The organism is Phreatobacter aquiterrae (assembly GCF_053471285.1).
This window is the reverse complement of the sequence record NZ_JBJPHW010000001.1, coordinates 109,307-125,243: the sequence shown is the minus strand read 5'-3', so window position 1 is coordinate 125,243 and position 15,937 is coordinate 109,307. Positions and strand designations below refer to the sequence as shown.

At 69.6% G+C, this 15,937-nt stretch carries 15 protein-coding genes; 4 read left to right on the top strand and 11 right to left on the bottom strand.

Annotation, left to right across the window (positions count from 1 at the left end; genetic code table 11):
- Nucleotides 1-20: 20 nt before the first annotated feature.
- The 6 genes from ACJ4V0_RS00585 to ACJ4V0_RS00560 form a co-directional block, all read right to left on the bottom strand.
- Nucleotides 21-1,238, bottom strand: coding sequence for a glycosyltransferase family 2 protein (locus ACJ4V0_RS00585; protein ID WP_448297595.1), 1,218 nt, complete (start codon nucleotides 1,236-1,238; stop codon nucleotides 21-23).
- Nucleotides 1,231-2,424 carry a glycosyltransferase family 4 protein gene (locus ACJ4V0_RS00580; RefSeq protein ID WP_448297594.1) on the bottom strand — a complete coding sequence of 398 codons (1,194 nt, stop codon included), beginning with the start codon at nucleotides 2,422-2,424 and terminating at the stop codon, nucleotides 1,231-1,233. Before ACJ4V0_RS00580 ends, ACJ4V0_RS00585 begins: the two co-directional genes overlap by 8 nt.
- A gap of 112 nt (nucleotides 2,425-2,536) precedes the next feature.
- Complete coding sequence (locus ACJ4V0_RS00575) at nucleotides 2,537-3,820, bottom strand: HlyC/CorC family transporter (protein ID WP_448297593.1); 1,284 nt, start codon at nucleotides 3,818-3,820, stop codon at nucleotides 2,537-2,539.
- A 78-nt stretch (nucleotides 3,821-3,898) separates the two neighbouring features.
- On the bottom strand, nucleotides 3,899-5,044 hold the full coding sequence (gene aroB / locus ACJ4V0_RS00570; protein WP_448297592.1) for a 3-dehydroquinate synthase: 1,146 nt from the start codon (nucleotides 5,042-5,044) through the stop codon (nucleotides 3,899-3,901).
- Entirely contained in the window at nucleotides 5,041-5,631 is a 591-nt protein-coding gene (locus tag ACJ4V0_RS00565) for a shikimate kinase (protein ID WP_448297961.1), read from the bottom strand. Before ACJ4V0_RS00565 ends, aroB begins: the two co-directional genes overlap by 4 nt.
- Before the next feature lie 69 nt (nucleotides 5,632-5,700).
- Nucleotides 5,701-6,588 carry an HpcH/HpaI aldolase/citrate lyase family protein gene (locus ACJ4V0_RS00560; RefSeq protein ID WP_448297591.1) on the bottom strand — a complete coding sequence of 296 codons (888 nt, stop codon included), beginning with the start codon at nucleotides 6,586-6,588 and terminating at the stop codon, nucleotides 5,701-5,703.
- Nucleotides 6,589-6,716: 128 nt separating this feature from the next.
- On the opposite strand from ACJ4V0_RS00560, the gene ACJ4V0_RS00555 reads away from it, so the two are divergent.
- Together ACJ4V0_RS00555 and ACJ4V0_RS00550 are read left to right on the top strand one after the other, a co-directional pair.
- Nucleotides 6,717-7,889 (top strand): NAD(P)/FAD-dependent oxidoreductase, encoded by a 1,173-nt coding sequence (locus tag ACJ4V0_RS00555; protein ID WP_448297590.1) that lies wholly within the window; start codon nucleotides 6,717-6,719, stop codon nucleotides 7,887-7,889.
- Between the two features lie 17 nt (nucleotides 7,890-7,906).
- Nucleotides 7,907-8,896 carry a ketopantoate reductase family protein gene (locus tag ACJ4V0_RS00550; protein ID WP_448297589.1) on the top strand — a complete coding sequence of 330 codons (990 nt, stop codon included), beginning with the start codon at nucleotides 7,907-7,909 and terminating at the stop codon, nucleotides 8,894-8,896.
- A gap of 260 nt (nucleotides 8,897-9,156) precedes the next feature.
- On the opposite strand, the gene ACJ4V0_RS00545 is transcribed toward ACJ4V0_RS00550, so the two are convergent.
- Nucleotides 9,157-10,644, bottom strand: coding sequence for a M81 family metallopeptidase (locus tag ACJ4V0_RS00545; protein WP_448297588.1), 1,488 nt, complete (start codon nucleotides 10,642-10,644; stop codon nucleotides 9,157-9,159).
- 266 nt (nucleotides 10,645-10,910) lie between these two features.
- Between ACJ4V0_RS00545 and ACJ4V0_RS00540 the strand changes: the two genes are divergently transcribed.
- Nucleotides 10,911-11,207: a putative quinol monooxygenase gene (locus tag ACJ4V0_RS00540; protein WP_448297587.1), complete on the top strand. Its 297-nt coding sequence runs from the start codon at nucleotides 10,911-10,913 to the stop codon at nucleotides 11,205-11,207.
- An 11-nt stretch (nucleotides 11,208-11,218) separates the two neighbouring features.
- Here the strand turns inward: ACJ4V0_RS00540 and ACJ4V0_RS00535 are convergent, their stop codons facing one another.
- Nucleotides 11,219-12,715 (bottom strand): CoA-acylating methylmalonate-semialdehyde dehydrogenase, encoded by a 1,497-nt coding sequence (locus ACJ4V0_RS00535; RefSeq protein WP_448297586.1) that lies wholly within the window; start codon nucleotides 12,713-12,715, stop codon nucleotides 11,219-11,221.
- A 103-nt stretch (nucleotides 12,716-12,818) separates the two neighbouring features.
- On the opposite strand from ACJ4V0_RS00535, the gene ACJ4V0_RS00530 reads away from it, so the two are divergent.
- Entirely contained in the window at nucleotides 12,819-13,706 is an 888-nt protein-coding gene (locus tag ACJ4V0_RS00530) for a LysR family transcriptional regulator (protein ID WP_448297585.1), read from the top strand.
- Nucleotides 13,707-13,714: 8 nt separating this feature from the next.
- On the opposite strand, the gene ACJ4V0_RS00525 is transcribed toward ACJ4V0_RS00530, so the two are convergent.
- From ACJ4V0_RS00525 to modA, 3 genes are read right to left on the bottom strand one after another with little or no spacing between them, the layout of a single operon-like run.
- Nucleotides 13,715-14,455 (bottom strand): ABC transporter ATP-binding protein, encoded by a 741-nt coding sequence (locus ACJ4V0_RS00525; RefSeq protein WP_448297584.1) that lies wholly within the window; start codon nucleotides 14,453-14,455, stop codon nucleotides 13,715-13,717.
- Nucleotides 14,448-15,116 carry a molybdate ABC transporter permease subunit gene (gene modB / locus ACJ4V0_RS00520; protein WP_448297583.1) on the bottom strand — a complete coding sequence of 223 codons (669 nt, stop codon included), beginning with the start codon at nucleotides 15,114-15,116 and terminating at the stop codon, nucleotides 14,448-14,450. The genes ACJ4V0_RS00525 and modB overlap by 8 nt, the downstream gene beginning before the upstream one ends.
- A 6-nt stretch (nucleotides 15,117-15,122) precedes the next feature.
- Nucleotides 15,123-15,911, bottom strand: coding sequence for a molybdate ABC transporter substrate-binding protein (gene modA, locus ACJ4V0_RS00515; protein ID WP_448297582.1), 789 nt, complete (start codon nucleotides 15,909-15,911; stop codon nucleotides 15,123-15,125).
- Nucleotides 15,912-15,937: the final 26 nt, after the last annotated feature.

The window sequence follows — 15,937 nt, the reverse complement described above, 5'->3', positions numbered from 1 at the left end:
GGCGCGGCAGCGCGCCCGTTTCAGCGCGCGAACAGCCGCCCGAGACGACGTCTTACCCGGAACAGCACTTCCTGCGCGAGGGCCCCCGCCGGAATATCCCTCAGGACCGGGCGCGTTTCGATGACGGTCCTCGCCAGTTCGCGGGGGGGCACATCGGGGAGGTCGAGCCCCTGGCGAAGCTCGGTCAGGGCCGCCCGCATCAGTCTGTTCTGCTCGAGGATCGATGGATTGCCCGGATTGGAATCGGCGATCTCGGGACGCGTCGCGCACAGGAGCGCCAGATCCATGGCGCTCCACATGACGCGGTCGAGGGCATCGGGCACGTCTCCGGTCGTGTAGCGCAGGGGTCCTCCCAGCGATCGGACCAGGTCCGCCACCACCTCGTCGTCACCGAAATCGTGCTCGCACAGATAGTGGACGGCGGCGCGCCTGAGGTCATCGGCCGTCATCTTCGGCACGAGCGGGACCAGCGCCTCCAGCCAGTCGTAGCAAAGATAGTCGGCCTTGCCCGTGCGCACGGCATTGCCGAGCCGGGAGATCGCCACCTTGCCCCGCAACTGCTCCACCGAGCGGACGGGAAAATGGGCCAACGAGAGTTCGGGCACCTGTGGCGCGGGCTCGAGATCCTGCAGTCCCCGCGCCGCGCGGTGCATGCCGTGGCTCCACAGGAAGTCCGGGTCGGCGGCAAGATCCCGGCCGACGGCGAGCTTGAGGGTCCGCGACACCTCGCGCGCCCGCCGGTGGGTGATGCGGGCCAGCACGTCGATCTCGCCCGCGGGATCGTCGGGCATGGGCACGTAGCTCATCCACTCGATGGCCGAGACGCCGTTCCGCGCAACAGTTTTGAGCAGGGCGCGCATCGCGCTCCTGTCCGAGCCGGTCAGAAACTCGTCCGCATCGAGAGGCACCACCGGATGGGCGCCGAGGCGCGTGGCGGCGGCGCGCGCCATGCGGGTCATCCAGTCGCCCTGGTGCTTGCCGGGCAGCGTCACGCGGCACAGCGCGAGCGGCAGTCCTTCCGCGACGAGGGCGGCGAGGATCTCCGGCGTGCGATCCCGGCTGCGGTGATCGAGGACGATCAGCCCGTCGACGACGGCGAGGTTGTGACGCACGAACCGTTCGACGACGTCCTGTTCGTCACGGATGCAGGCGACCGCGATGATCGGCTCGGCGTCCGCGGCGAACCTGGCGCGCAGGATGTCGCAGGCGGTCCCGATCTCTCCGTCGAGATCAGTCATGCCCGAGGGGTCGGCCGAGGATGGTTTCATAGAGACCGAGTGTCGACTGGGCGGCATCGGTCCAGCTCGGCGCGCGCAGGGCGGCGGTCCGCAGATGCAAACGCCGCTCCGGCGACAGCGGCTCGTCGGCGAGGCGGCCGAGCGCCTCCGCCCAGGCGTCGATGTCGAGGGCCGGCAGTTCGATGGCCTCGCCCTGCCCCGCCTCGACGCAGGCCGTGCCGCACGAGATCAGCGCGTCGGTGCCGCAGGCCAGCGCCTCCAGCACCGGCAGGCCGAACCCCTCATAGGTCGAGGGATAGGCGACCGCGCGGGCATGGCGGGTGAGGTCGATGAGTATCGGGCGATCCAGATAGCCGGCGAGGACGATGCGCCCGTCGGCCAGCGCGGAGTCGAGGCCGGAGGGCCATTGCAGGTCGCCCCAGCCACGTGCCCCGGCAATGACCACAGGCTGGCGGCGGGCGCGGGCCGGCGGCAGCGCCAGTTGGGCGGCGACCAGCGTGCGCAGGTTCTTGCGCGGTTCGAGCGTCGCCACGGCCGCGACATAGCGGCCGCTCGTCAGGCCGAGCGGCGCGACGTCGCCCGGTATCGTGCCGTCGGCGAGCGGCGCTGCGAGACATTGCCGGTCTGCTCCCGGCGGAATGACGTGGATGCGGGCGGGCGCGATGCCGAGCAGCCTGACGATCTCGTCGCGCGAGAAGCGCGACACCGTATGGATGGCGGGCGCCGACCGGACCTTGTCGAGTTCGGCCTCGAAGAAGCGGACGCGCTCGGCCGGATGGTCGTCCGGATTGGTCATGCAGGACATATCATGCACGACGGGCAGCAGCGGCGCCCTGACCGAGGTCACCGGCACATAGTTCAGCGAGTGGAAGAGATCGCAATTCAGGCGCGACAAAGGGATGCGGTGAAGCAGCGCGCGCGTGCGGCGCGCCACCCCGCGCAGCAGCGGGACGCGATGAACGAGACGGTGCAGGCGCGGCGACACGGAATCACCCGTCGGAGCCGCCCGCCGGGTTTGGGTGTCGCTGACCCACTGGCTCAGGAGATGCGACCGGGTCCCCTCGAGCAGGGTCAGCCGGCTCGCCCGCTCGTCTTCCGCCAGCGCCGAGTACAACCCGTACGCATAGTAGGCGACGCCGGTCCAGGGGGTCCGGAAGAAATGACCATCGAGAACAACTCTCGTCATGCGGGGGGCTCAAACACGGTAAAAACAGCAGCCTGACGCTACGTCATTATTCCTAAAGATTGAACAATGACAGCGCCGGCAACCGCGTCAGATTGACCATCCCGTGTTTCGATCAGACGACGCGGTCGAGCGGCGTGATCTTGAGCGACGTAATCCGGTTGCGCTGGCGCCTCAGCACCTGGAAGCGGAAGCCGTGGAAGGTGAAGGTCTGGCCGGTCTCGGGGATCGAGCGGGCCTCATGGATGACGAGGCCGGCGATGGTGGTGGCCTCCTCATCGGGCAGGCGCCAGTCCATGGCCCGGTTGAGGTCGCGCACCGGCACCGAGCCGTCGACATTGACCGAACCATCCGCCTGGGGTCGGACGCCGGTGACCTGCACGTCGTGCTCGTCCTTGATGTCGCCGACGATCTCCTCGATGATGTCTTCAAGCGTGATGAGGCCCATCACCTCGCCATATTCGTCGACGACGAAGGCGAAATGCGTCTTGCGCCTGAGAAACCCCTTCAACTGGTCCTGGAGACTGGTGGAATCGGGCACGAACCAGGCCGGCAGGACCAGGCTCGAGGGGTCGATCTTGCCGACGTCGCCGCCAGCGGCCGCCAGCGCCCGCAGCAGGTCCTTGCCGTGCAGCACGCCGATGATGTTCTCCGGCGTATCGCGCCACAGCGGGATGCGCGTGTAGGGGGCCGCCAGGACGTCGCGCACGACCTTTTCCGGCGCATCGCCGGCATCGATGCTGACCATCTTGGTGCGGTGGACCATGACGTCCTCGACGGTCAGGTCCTTCAGGTCGAGGATGCCGCCGAGCATGTCGCGGTCGAGCTTCCCGAACGAGCCCTCCTTGTGCATGAGGTCGACCGTGCCGCGCAGTTCCTCGGCACCGGTGAGCACGTTCTGGTTCTCGTTGATGCGCATGCCGAACAGGCGCAGCACGCCGCGCACGATGCCCTCGACGGCGATGAGGACGGGTCCGAACAGGGCGACGACCCAGGAGACCGGGCGGGCATAGATCAGGGCCATCCACTCGGGCCGCGCGATCGCCACCGTCTTGGGCAGCACCTCGGCGAAGACGATCAGCAGCACCGACATGACGGCGGTCGCATAGATCACGCCCTCGGCGCCGAGCACCGCGACGAACAGGCTGGTGGCGAAGGCCGAGACGCCGACATTGACGATGTTGTTGCCGACCAGCATGGCGCCGATCAGCCGCTCGCGGGTGTCGAGCAGGCGGCTGACGATGCCGGCACGGCTGTCGCCGCCGCTCTCCAGCGCGAGCATGCGCGCCTTGGAGGCAGCCGACATGGCCGTCTCCGCGCTGGAGAAGAAGGCGGACAGCAACAGGCAGAAGACTATGAGTCCCAGCGCCAGCCAGGGATTGATCGCAAGTTCGTCCATGGCGTCCTCGGCCGCGTGCGGCGGCAATGAAGTCAGGGTCGGTCCGCCCGCGCCATCGCGCGGACGACATGAAGCGACCTAGCCTCTCGCCAGCTCCCCGGCAAGGAAGTCGCGCACCGCGGCGGGGTCGACGTCCCTGGCGATGAAGCTCTCGCCGATGTCGCGCGCCAGGATGAAGGTGAGCTTCCCGCGCGCGACCTTCTTGTCCTGCCCGATGGCCGCCATCAGCCGGTCGACGTCGCCGACGCCGCCGGGCACCTCGTGGAGTTCCGTCGGGAGCCCGACGGTCTTCAGGTGACTGGCCATGCGAACCGCCTCGACGGGGGCGCAGAGGCCGAGCTTTGCCGAGAAACGGAAGGCCTGGCACATGCCGATGGCCACCGCCTCGCCGTGGACGAGGCGGCTGCCGTCATAGCCGGTGGCGGCCTCCAGGGCATGGCCGAAGGTGTGGCCGAGGTTGAGCAGCGCCCGGTCGCCGGTTTCCGTCTCGTCGCGGGCGACGACGGCCGCCTTGGCGCGGCAGGAGGTGGCGATGGCGCGGACGCGGTCGCGGCCGCCCTGGAAGACGCCGCGCCAGTGAGCCTCGAGCCAGGAGAAGAAGCCGGGGTCGTCGATGAGGCCGTATTTCGCCACCTCGGCGTAACCGGCGCGGAACTCGCGGGTGGAGAGCGTGTCGAGCACGTCGGTATCGGCGAGGACGAGGCCCGGCTGGTAGAAGGCGCCGATGAGGTTCTTGCCGTGGCGGGAATTGATGCCGGTCTTGCCGCCCACCGAGGAATCGACCTGCGCCAGCAGCGAGGTCGGCATCTGCACGAAGCCCATGCCGCGGCGGACGATGGCCGCGGCGAAGCCGGCGAGGTCGCCGACCACGCCACCGCCGAGCGCCAGCACGATGTCGCCGCGCTCCAGCCGGTGGTTGAGAATCTGGTCGACCACCTCCTCCAGCATGCCGAAGCGCTTGGTCGCTTCGCCCGGCGGCACGGTGATGCGGTGATGGCGGATGCCGGCGGCGGAGAGGCTCGCCTCCAGCGCCGGGCCGTGCAGGTCGCCGACGGTGGCGTCGGTGACGATAGCGACGGCGCGGCCGGGAAAGCGGGCGGCGAGCGTCGCACCGGCCGCCGCGATGAGGCCCGAGCCGATCAGGATGTCGTAGGAGCGCTCACCCAGCGCCACGGGCACGTGCACCGGACCGTCGGTCCCGGCCGCGGGAATGGGATCGGTCATGGGGCGCCTCGTTCCGCCGTCAGTTGCACGTGCTCGGCCAGTGCCGCCAGGACGTCGTCGACCACCTCCTCGTGGGAGGCCTCGCGGGACACGACGGTCACATCCGCCTGCGCATAGACGGGATAGCGCTCGTCCAGCAGGCGCTTCAGCACGGCCCTGGGGTCGTCGGCCTTGAGCAGCGGCCGGTCGCCGCGCCGCTTGACGCGCTTCATCAGCACGTCGAGCTCGGCCTTGAGCCAGACGGCGACGCCGCGCTCGCGGATGCGCGCCCGCGTCTCCGGGTTCATGTAGGCGCCGCCGCCGGTCGCCAGCACCTGCGGCCCGGAATCGAGGATGCGGGCGACGACCCGCACCTCGCCGGCGCGGAAATAGGCCTCGCCGTGCTTCTCGAAGATTTCGGGGATGGTGAGGTCGGCGGCCTTCTCGATCTCGGTGTCGGCATCAACGAAGGGCAGGCCGAGCCGATGGGCCAGCCGCCGCCCGATGGACGACTTGCCAGCCCCCATCAGCCCGACGAGCACGATCGAGCGGGACCCGAGAGCCTCCCGAACCCGCTTCACGTCGATCCCGGCCACCGCCGCACTCATGGACACACCGTCATGCTCCCGTCTCTCACGAAAGCGGGAGGCAGGGCAACCGGCCGGATCGGCAGAGGATCAGGCCGACGCCTCGCGCGCGGCGATGGCGTCGGCGATGGCGACGAGCTTGCGCGCCATGTCGGCATGCAGGCGCTCCACCATCCGCCCCTCCACCTGGATCGCTCCCTTCGCCGCATTCTCCGGCAGGTCGAAGGCGGCGATGATGGTGCGGGCCCAGGCGACCTCCTTTTCGGCGGGCGAGAAGGCCGCGTTGCAGGGTGCGATCTGGCTGGGGTGGATCAGCGTCTTGCCGTCGAAGCCCATGTCGCGCGCCTCGGCGCATTCGCGGGCGAAGCCGGCCTCGTCGGCGATCTCGTTCCAGACCCCGTCGAGAATGGCGAGGCCGTGGGCGCGGGCGGCGGCGAGCGACATCATCAGCCAGGCGTTCATCGGCGCACGTCCGGGAACGATGCGCGCGCCGGTCTCCTTGGCGAGGTCGTTGGTGCCCATGACGAAGCCGGTGAGCCGCGTCGTGCGGTCCTTCGCGGCGGCGGCGATGCCGGCGGCGTTCAGCATGGCGAGCGGCGTCTCCATCATGGCCCAGACGGCGGTCCTGTCCGGCGCGCCGGCGGTGGCAATGGCCTTGCCGGCGGCGACGAGGTCGGCGCCCGCGTTGACCTTCGGGATGAGGATGACGTCGGCGCCGGTCGGCGCGAGTGCCTTCAGGTCGGCATCGCCCCAGGCCGTGTCGAGGCCGTTGATGCGGACCACCACCTCACGATGGCCGAAGCCGCCCTGCATCACCGCGGCGGCGACCTGCGCCCGCGCCGTCTCCTTGGCGTCGGGCGCCACCGCGTCCTCGAGATCGAGGATCACGACGTCGGCCGGCAGGGTGCGGGCCTTCACCAGCGCGCGGGCGTTGGAGCCGGGCATGTAGAGGACGGAGCGGCGGGGACGGATCGACATGGTCGGGCTCGACGGCTGGCTATGGCTTGAGGAGGATGGGCTATGTGCGGGCGAGGCTAGCTGCATCGCAGCATGCATGCCATCGTCCTTCCGAACGAGACCGGCTTTTCCAAGACAAGAGACAGAGCGTGACACACGCGGACGTGCTGATCGTCGGCGGCGGGATCATGGGGTCCTGCACAGCCTATTTCCTCAAGAAAGAACTCGGCTATGCCGGCACGGTGCGCGTCATCGAGCGCGACCCGACCTATGCGGAGGCCTCGACGACGCTGTCGGCGGCCTCCATCCGCCAGCAGTTCTCGACCCCTGAAAACATCCGCATGAGCCGCTTCGGCATCGAGGTGATCCGCTCGCTGAAGGAGCGCTTCGGCCCGGACGCCGATATCGGCTTCCGCGAGGGCGGCTATCTGATCCTCGCCTCCGAGGGCGGACGTTCCGTGCTGGAGGCCAACTGGCAGACGCAATCGGCCGAGGGCTCGGACATCGTGCTGCTCGGGCCGTCAGAACTGAAGGCGCGTTTCCCGTGGATCTCGACCGAGGACATCGCGCTCGGCGCCTTCGGCCAGAGCGGCGAGGGCTGGTTCGACGCCGCCATGCTGCTCGACCTCTTCCGCAAAGCCGCCCGCGAGGCCGGCGCGACCTACGAGAAGGGCGAGGTCGCCTCCCTCGTCCGCGTCGGCGACCGCGTCACCGGTGCAGTGATGACCGACGGTTCGGCGCGCTCCTGCGGCACGCTGGTGCTGGCGGCGGGCGCCTGGGCCGGACGGCTGGCGCAGGGCATCGACGTGCCGCTGCCGGTGGAGCCGCGCAAGCGCACCATCTTCGTCGTGAAGTGCCCGGAGACCTTCCCGGACATGCCCCTTATCGTCGATCCGTCGGGGGTGTGGATGCGCCCCGAGCGCGACCTCGTCATCGGCGGCTGGGGGCCGGGCGAGAATGACCCCGATCCCGCCGCCCATGGCGACTTCGAGCCTGGCCACGACGAGTTCGAGAACCACGTCTGGCCGGCCTGGGCGACGCGCATCCCGGCCATGGAGCAACTGCGCCAGATGCGCGCCTGGGCCGGGCACTACGATTTCAACACGCTCGACCACAACGCCATTCTCGGCCCCCATCCGGATATCGCCGGCCTGATGTTCATCAACGGCTTTTCCGGCCACGGCCTGCAGCAGGCCCCCGCCGCCGGGCGGGCGCTGGCCGAGCTCATCGTCCACGGCGGCTACCGCAGCCTCGACCTCTCTGTCTTCGGCTTCGACCGCATCCTCAGGAACGAGCCGGTGCTCGAACTCAACGTCATCTGATCCCCCGGAGCTCCCCCATGAAGGTCTGTATCTTTGGCGCCGGCGCCGTGGGCGGCAATGCCGCGGCGCGTCTGATCGCGGCGGGCGAGGCGCAGGTGTCCGTCGTGGCGCGCGGCGCCCATCTCGCCGCCATCCGCGAGAAGGGCCTCACCCTCCACAGCGAGGGCCAGACGCTCGGCGGCAAGCCGCATGCGGCGACCGACGACCCCGCCACCCTGCCGCCGCAGGATCTGGTCGTCGTGACCCTGAAGGCGCATTCGCTGCCCGCCATCGCAGCGCCGTTGAAGGCGCTGCTGGCGCCGGGCGCGGCTGCCCTGTTCTTCACCAACGGCGTGCCGTGGTGGTGGAACCATGGCCTCAGCGAGGACGGCTCGCTGCCGCTGCTCGACCCCGAGGGCAAGCTCTGGCGCGACCTCGGCCCCGAAAGCGTTCTGGGCGGCGTCGTCTATTCCGCCAACGCCGTCACCGAACCCGGCGTCATCGCCCACTCGGCCGGCAATCGCTGGATCATCGGCGAGCCGACGGGCGATGCTTCGCCGCGCGCCGATGCGGCGGCGGAGGTGTTCCGCCGCGCCGGTCTCAACGGCGAGGTGACCGCCGATATCCGCAGGGCGATGTGGGAGAAACTGGTGCTGAACATCGCCGCCAATCCGCTCTGCGCCCTCTCGCGCCTGCCGCTCGGCCGCTGGCACGAGGTGCCGGGCATCGGCGAACTCGGCATCGCCATGATCCGCGAAATGCTCGAGGTGGCGAAGGCGCTCGGGTGGGACCTGACCGAGACTGTCGACCCGGCGGCGGCCGTGCCGGCCAGACCCGGTCGCCCCGGCGGCAAGCCGTCCATGCTGCAGGATGCCGAGGCCGGCCGTCCCATGGAGGTGGAAGCCATCGTCGGCCAGCTGCAGGCCTTCGGACGGGAGCACGGGGTCGGCACGCCGGCGATGGACGTGGTGCTGCCGCTGCTGCGCGCGCTGAATGCGGCGGTGAGCGGCGTGCCCGTCAAGATGTGATGTGGTGCGCGGATAGCGCTGCCCGCCGCCCTGCCCAGCCGAAGTGCGTCCTTCGAGGCTCGGCTATCGCCTCGCACCTCAGGATGAGGAGGTTGGTGGCCTGCACTGAGCACGGAGGCGCCTTCCGTCGTGTGGCCCTCACTCCTCGATGCCATGCGCTCGCCTCCTCATCCTGAGGTGCGAGGCGATAGCCGAGCCTCGAAGGACGCACTTCCGCAATGCAGGGCGCCTTTCCGCAATGCAGGGCGCCTTGCTCTCCCCTACTGGTTCGACATGGGCCGCCGCCTGACGTCGGGCCTGAGGTGCTTGAACGGGATGACGCCGGTGTCGTCGAGCGCCGCGCCGGGCGAGGCGCCGACCACCACCGAATCCGCATAGGGCTGCCAGCCGCCGCGGAAATGTACCGAACTCTTCAGCACCACGACCTTGTAGCCGGTGATGTCCACGCCGAGATGGGTGCAGACCGCGACGCAGTGCGGCTGCTGGCGCACCGTGCCGACGACGAGGTCGATGCCGCCGATGCGGAGCCAGGCCGAGGGGCCCATGTTGATCGGCTGGCCGCCGACCATCGGGCCGGTGCCGGTAAAGCGCCCGTCGGAGACGGCCACGACCTCCGCCTTCGTCGTCAGGGGCAATTCGCCCGGCCCCTTGCCGTTGGCTGAGAAGGTGACCTCGATGGTTGCGCCCCTGCCGGCGGCATGGGCAGCCTTCGCGATCTCCGGCTCGTGGAAGAGCGCCATCAGCGTGTCCTTCGCGCCGCGGTTGATCATCGCCCTGAGGAAGCCGGTGGTGATGGAGGAACCGCCGGCGCCAGGATTGTCCTGCGTATCGGCGATGATCACCGGCTTCGAGGCGAGCGCGGCGCGCTGGAACGCCAGCGTCACCGCCTCGTCCTGCGGCTTGGCGAGATGCTCGAGGAAGGCGGCTTCCGAGCGCAGCACGGCGCGGTAGAGCCGGTCCACGGCCGCATCGACGGTCGGCTGGTCGGCGCCGTAGCCGATGACGGTGGCGCCCATGTCGAAGATGTCGGCGGAGGGGAAGCCGGGGCAGAGCGAGAGATGCACGCCCGTCTCCGCCTCGATCTCGCCGAGCAGGGCGTAGAGCCCCTTCATCGGCTCGATCATGGAGCAGCCCGAGGCGATGGGGATGAGGAAGGGCATCTGCCGGAAGGCGCGGGCCGGACGCGGCCCCCACGAGACGACGCGGTCGAACCATTCGGCGACGCGCTGGCCGGTCTGCAGCCAGTCGATATGCGGATAGGTGCGGTAGGCCGACATGAAGCTGGCATTGTCGACCATCTGCCGCGTCACGTTGGCGTGGAGGTCGAGGGAGGCGACGACGGGCACGTTCGGCCCGACGAGGCGGCGGACGCGGGCGAGCAGTTCGCCCTCGGCATCCTCGATGGTCTCGGTGGTCATGGCGCCATGCAGCTCGAGGAACACCGCGTCGGGGGCGGCATCGGCGATGTCGGCGAGGAGGTAGGCCGCGGCGCGCTCGAACACGGCATCCTCGACCCGGCCGGAGGGCTGGGCGAAGGACCAGGACAGCGGCACCATGGTGTGGCCCGCCTTCTCGGCGACGCCCATGAAGCCCGCGACCGCAATGTTGAAGGGGCGGAACTTCGTCAGGATCTCCGCGCCACGGGTGAAGCCCGGCCAGGCGCCTTCCTGGTTGAACATAGCCCAGGGCGTCGGCTCGGGGACGAAGGTGTTGGTTTCGTGCATGAAACCACCGACGGCAATGCGCATGGCAAGTCTTCCTGTTGGGATGCTCTGATTGAGTCTAGCCGGTCAGGCAAGGCCGCGACACGTCCACGCGGCGATAGCGGCTCTGCGCGAGCGGCCTCAAGCGGCGAGCATCATCAGGCACCGGCGCAGTATCCCTCTTCCGGGCCGTCTCGCAGGCAAGCCCCGGGCCTCAGCGGAGCCGCTATGGACGCCGGTCCCTGGCTCCGCCAAGCTGGTACCTCCTGAAGTGCAGTGCAGCCGATCCACGCGAGTCATGGAGACGCGACATGCAGGCCTTCAACGTCGTCAAGTTTCAGGTGAAGCCGGGCCAGGAACAGGCCTTCCTCGATGCCCACCGGGACGGCAAGGCCCGCTGGCCGGGGCTGCTGGAGGGCACGATCATCCGGACCGGCGACCAGCGCTATTGCCTCATCGGCAAATGGGAGAGCGAGGCCGCGCTCGTCGCAGCGCGGCCTGCCATGATCGCGACGCTCGACACCTTCCGCCCCACGCTGGACGAGATGGGACCCGGCAAGGGCATTACCGACGCCGTTTCCGGCGCCGGTGTCCTGTCGCTGGTCTGACGCCCCGTCCCTCACCCCATGGTCGGGATGACGAAGCTGGCGCCGTCCTTGACGCCCGAGGGCCAGCGGGACGTGACGGTCTTCGTCTTCGTGTAGAAGCGGAAGGCGTCCGGACCGTGCTGGTTGAGGTCGCCGAAGGACGAGCGCTTCCAGCCGCCGAAGGTGTAGTAGGCCAGCGGCACCGGGATCGGCACGTTGATGCCGACCATGCCGACCTGCACCTTGGCGGCGAAGTCGCGGGCCGCATCGCCGTCGCGGGTGAAGATGGCGACGCCGTTGCCGTACTCGTGGTCGTTGGCAAGCCCGAGGGCCTCGCCATAGGTCTTGGCGCGGACGACGGAGAGGACCGGTCCGAAGATCTCCTCCTTGTAGATACGCATGTCCTTGGTGACGTTGTCGAACAGGCAGCCGCCCATGTAGTAGCCGTTCTCGTAGCCCTGCATGGTGAAGCCGCGGCCGTCGACCACCAGCTTGGCGCCTTCCTTGACGCCGATGTCGACATAGCCCTTCACCCGCTCCAGCGCCTGGGCGGTGACGAGCGGGCCGAAGTCGGCGTCGGCCGAGGTCGAGGGGCCGATCTTGAGGCTCTCCACCCGCGGCACCAGCTTCTCCATGAGACGGTTGGCGGCGTCCTCGCCGACGGGAACGGCGACCGAGATCGCCATGCAGCGCTCGCCGGCCGAGCCGTAGCCGGCGCCGATGAGGGCGTCGACCGCCTGGTCCATGTCCGCGTCGGGCATGACGATCATGTGGTTCTTGGCGCCGCCGAAGCACTGGACGCGCTTGCCGGCCGCGCAGCCGCGGGCATAGACATATTCGGCGATGGCGGTGGAGCCGACGAAGCCGACGGCCTTGATGTCCTCGTCGTCGAGAACGGCGTCGACCGCTTCCTTGTCGCCGTTGACGACGTTGAAGATGCCCGGCGGCAGGCCGGCCTCGATGAAGAGTTCCGCCAGCATCATCGGCACGCCCGGATCGCGCTCGGAGGGCTTCAGGATGAAGGCGTTGCCGGCGGCGATCGCCGGGCCGGCCTTCCACAGCGGGATCATCGCCGGGAAGTTGAAGGGGGTGATACCGGCGACGACGCCGAGCGGCTGGCGCATCGAGTAGATGTCGATGCCGGGGCCGGCGCCATCGGTGTACTCGCCCTTCATCATCTGCGGCGCGCCGATGGAAAACTCGACGACCTCGAGGCCGCGCTGGATATCGCCCTTGGCGTCGGGAATGGTCTTGCCGTGCTCGCGGGCCAGCAGCTCGGCCATCTTGTCGTTGTCGCGGGCGCAGAGCTCGAGGAACTTCATCAGCACGCGGGCGCGGCGCTGCGGGTTTGTCGCGGCCCAGGCGGGCTGGGCGGCCTTGGCGTTCTCCACCGCCTCGCGCACTTCCGACTTGGTGGCCAGCGCCACCTTGCCGAAGACCGAGCCGTCGAGCGGCTGGAACACGTCGGCGGTACGGCCCGACTTGCCGGCGACATGCTTGCCGCCGATGAAATGACCATAGTTGCGCATGGGTTCGTCTCCTCTGAGGCTGCCACAACTAGAGCGAAGCGGTGCGGCAACCAAGCACCAAGTTGGCGCATACGTTGTGCGAAATCTGGCGTAAGGTGCAGGCATGACGCCAAACTGGGATCATGTCCGGGTCTTCCTCGCGGTGGCGCGCTCGGGCCAGTTCCTCGCGGCGGCACGGGCGCTGTCGCTCGACCATGCGACGGTGGCGCGGCGCATCACCCTCCTGGAGGAGCAGCTCGGCACGCATCTGGTATCGCGCTCGACGGCCGGGGTGACGCTGACGGTGGCCGGGGAGACGTTCGTCGCCGCGGCGGAGGCCATGGAGACCGCCTGGCTGGACGCGCAGGCCGACGTGTCGCAGGTCGACCGCGTCATCTCCGGCACCATCCGCATCGGCGCGCCGGAAGGCTTCGGCGCGCTGTTCCTGTCGCCGCGGCTCGGCCGGCTCGCCGGTCGCCATCCGGACCTCACCATCCAGCTGGTGCCGCTTCAGCGGACCATGTCGCTGTCGAAGCGCGACGCCGACCTTGCCGTGGTCATCGACCCGCCGACGGACGGACGCCTGACCGTGCGCAAGCTCACCGACTACGGGCTCGGCATGTACGCGACTGCCGGCTATCTCGACCGCCACGGCACGCCGGAGACGGCCGAGGCGCTGCGCCGGCATCTGCTGGTGACCTCGGTGCAGGAACTGCACTATTCGGAATCGCTCACCTATTACCCGCCGGCCTTCGATGCCGGGCAGCGCCGCTTCGAATGCGCCAGCGTGCTCGCCCAGATGGAGGCGGTGAAGGCGGGCGCCGGCATCGGCGTGCTGCACGACTACGCGGCGCGCGATGCGGGCGGGCTGACGCGGGTGCTGCCGCAGCTCGCCATCCGCCGCACCTATCACCTCGTCGCCCATGTCGATACGCGGCGCATCGCCCGCATCGACGAGGCCTACCGCTTTCTGGTTGAGGAGGTGGAGGCAGCGGAGGGGCTGTTTCTCTGAAAGGTCGGTCAGGCGGAAGGCCCGGCCTCTGCGTCGAGGTCGAGCGCCTCGGCGACCCTTGCACTGGCGGGACGGGCGACGACCTCGCGCGGCACGCCCACCTGGAGGATCTCGCCCCGGTCGATGACCGCGAGCCGGTCGGCAAGGCCGGTGGCCTCCGCAAGGTCATGCGTCACCAGCACGATGGGCACGCGGATGGCCGCACGGATCGCGGCGAGTTCGGCATGCAGCTCGCGGCGCACACGGCGGTCGACGGCGGAGAAGGGTTCGTCGAGCAGCAGCACCTGCGGCTCGCGGGCGAGCGCCCGGGCGAGCGCGACCCGCTGCTGCTGGCCGCCGGAGAGCTCGGCGGGATAGCGCTGTTCCAGCCCGTCGAGATGGACGAGGGTGAGGAGCCGCCGCGCCTCGTCCGGCCGCTCCCTAGCCGGCCGGTGCCCCATGGCGGCCGCGACATTGGCGAGGGCGGTCATGTGCGGAAAGAGGGCGTAGTGCTGGAAGACGAGGCCGGCGCGCCGGCGATGCGGCGGCAGGGCGATGCCCTTGGCCGTGTCGAGCCAGGTCCCGCCACCGCACAGGACCCTGCCCGCCTCGGGGTGATAAAGCCCGGCGATGGCGCGCAGCACGGTGGTCTTGCCGCTGCCCGAGGGGCCGACCAGGGCCAGCATTTCGCCGGCGGCACAGGACAGCGACACGCTCAGCGGAATGGGCGCCACCTGTCGCAGCGCGACGATCAGGTCGTCTTCAGCCATGCCGGCGGACCATGCGGCCGGAGAGCAGCGAGGTGGTGGCGAGCGCCGCCACCGAGACCACCACGAGCACCGCCGACATCACATGGGCCGCCGCATCGTCGAAGGCCTGCACGCGGTCGTAGATGGCGATGGAGAGCGTGCGCGTCTCGCCCGGCAGCGAACCGCCGACCATCAGCACCACGCCGAACTCGCCCAGCGTATGGGCGAAGGTGAGGACGAGGCCCGTCACGATGCCCGGCCAGGCGAGCGGCAGGTCGATGCGCCGCATCACCGTCCATGGCGTCATGCCCGACACCGCCGCAGCCTCGCGCACCTCGACGGGGATCGCCCGGAAGGCCTGCACCATCGGCTGGATGGCGAAGGGCAGGTTGGCGATGACCGAGGCGACGAGCAGGGCCTCGAAATGGAAGACGAGTTGCCGGCCGACCAGCGCCTGCCAGAGCTGGCCGACGGGGGAGGCCGCGCCCAGCCCGACCAGCAGGTAGTAGCCGAGGACGGTGGGCGGCAGCACCAGCGGCAGAGCGATGAGCGCCTCGACCACCCCCTGTCCGCGAAACGGATGGAAGGCGAGGCGCCGCGCCAGGATGAAGCCGATCGGCAGCAGGATGAGGACCGTCGCCACGCCGAGCTTCAGCGACAGGGTGAGGGCGACCCAGTCCATCGGGTGTCAGGACTGTTCGCCGGCGATGAGGAAGCCGTGCCGGCGGAAGATCACCCGCGCCTCCGGACTGCGGAGATAGTCGAAGAACTCCCGCGCGACAGGCCCGGCCGTCTTCATCAGGGCCATGCGCTGGCGGAGCGGCAGATGCCATTCGGCCGGAACGAGAGCGAAGCTGCCGAGCGCCCGGACCTGCGGCGCCAGCACCAGCGAATAGGCCACGAGCCCGCCCTGCGCCGAGCCGCTGGTGGCGAAGCGCACGGCCTGGGCGATGTCCTCGCCGATGGCAAGCCGCCCCTGCAACGGCTCCCACAGGCCCTGCCCTTTCAGCACCTGTTCGGCGGCCCGGCCATAGGGAGCGTGTTCCGGACTGGCGATGGCGAAACGCTTGACGCGGCCGTCAAGGAGCCCCGCCCGCAGGTCGGCCAGCGCCGCGTCGGCCTTCAGCGGCGAGCCATTCGGGACGAAGAGAGCGAGCCGGCCCTCGGCATAGACGTCGCCGCGGTCGGCGGCGAGACCGGCATCGGCGAGCTGGAAGACGAAGCCCTCATCGGCGGAAAGGAAGAGCTGGAACGGGGCGCCCTGCCGGATCTGACGGGTGAAGTTGCCGGAGGCGCCATAGACCACCGACACGTCCTTGCCGGTCGCCAGCCGGAAGGCGGCGACCAGTTCGTCCATCGCCGTCTTGACGCTGGCGGCAACCGCGATCTGCGGCGTCTGCGCCATGGCGGGGGCGGCGAGACCGAGGGCGAGGCCTGCCATGAGCAGGGCGCGGCGGGCGTAGTGCAGGACAACCATCGCGAGCTTCCTCGATATTTCCGACA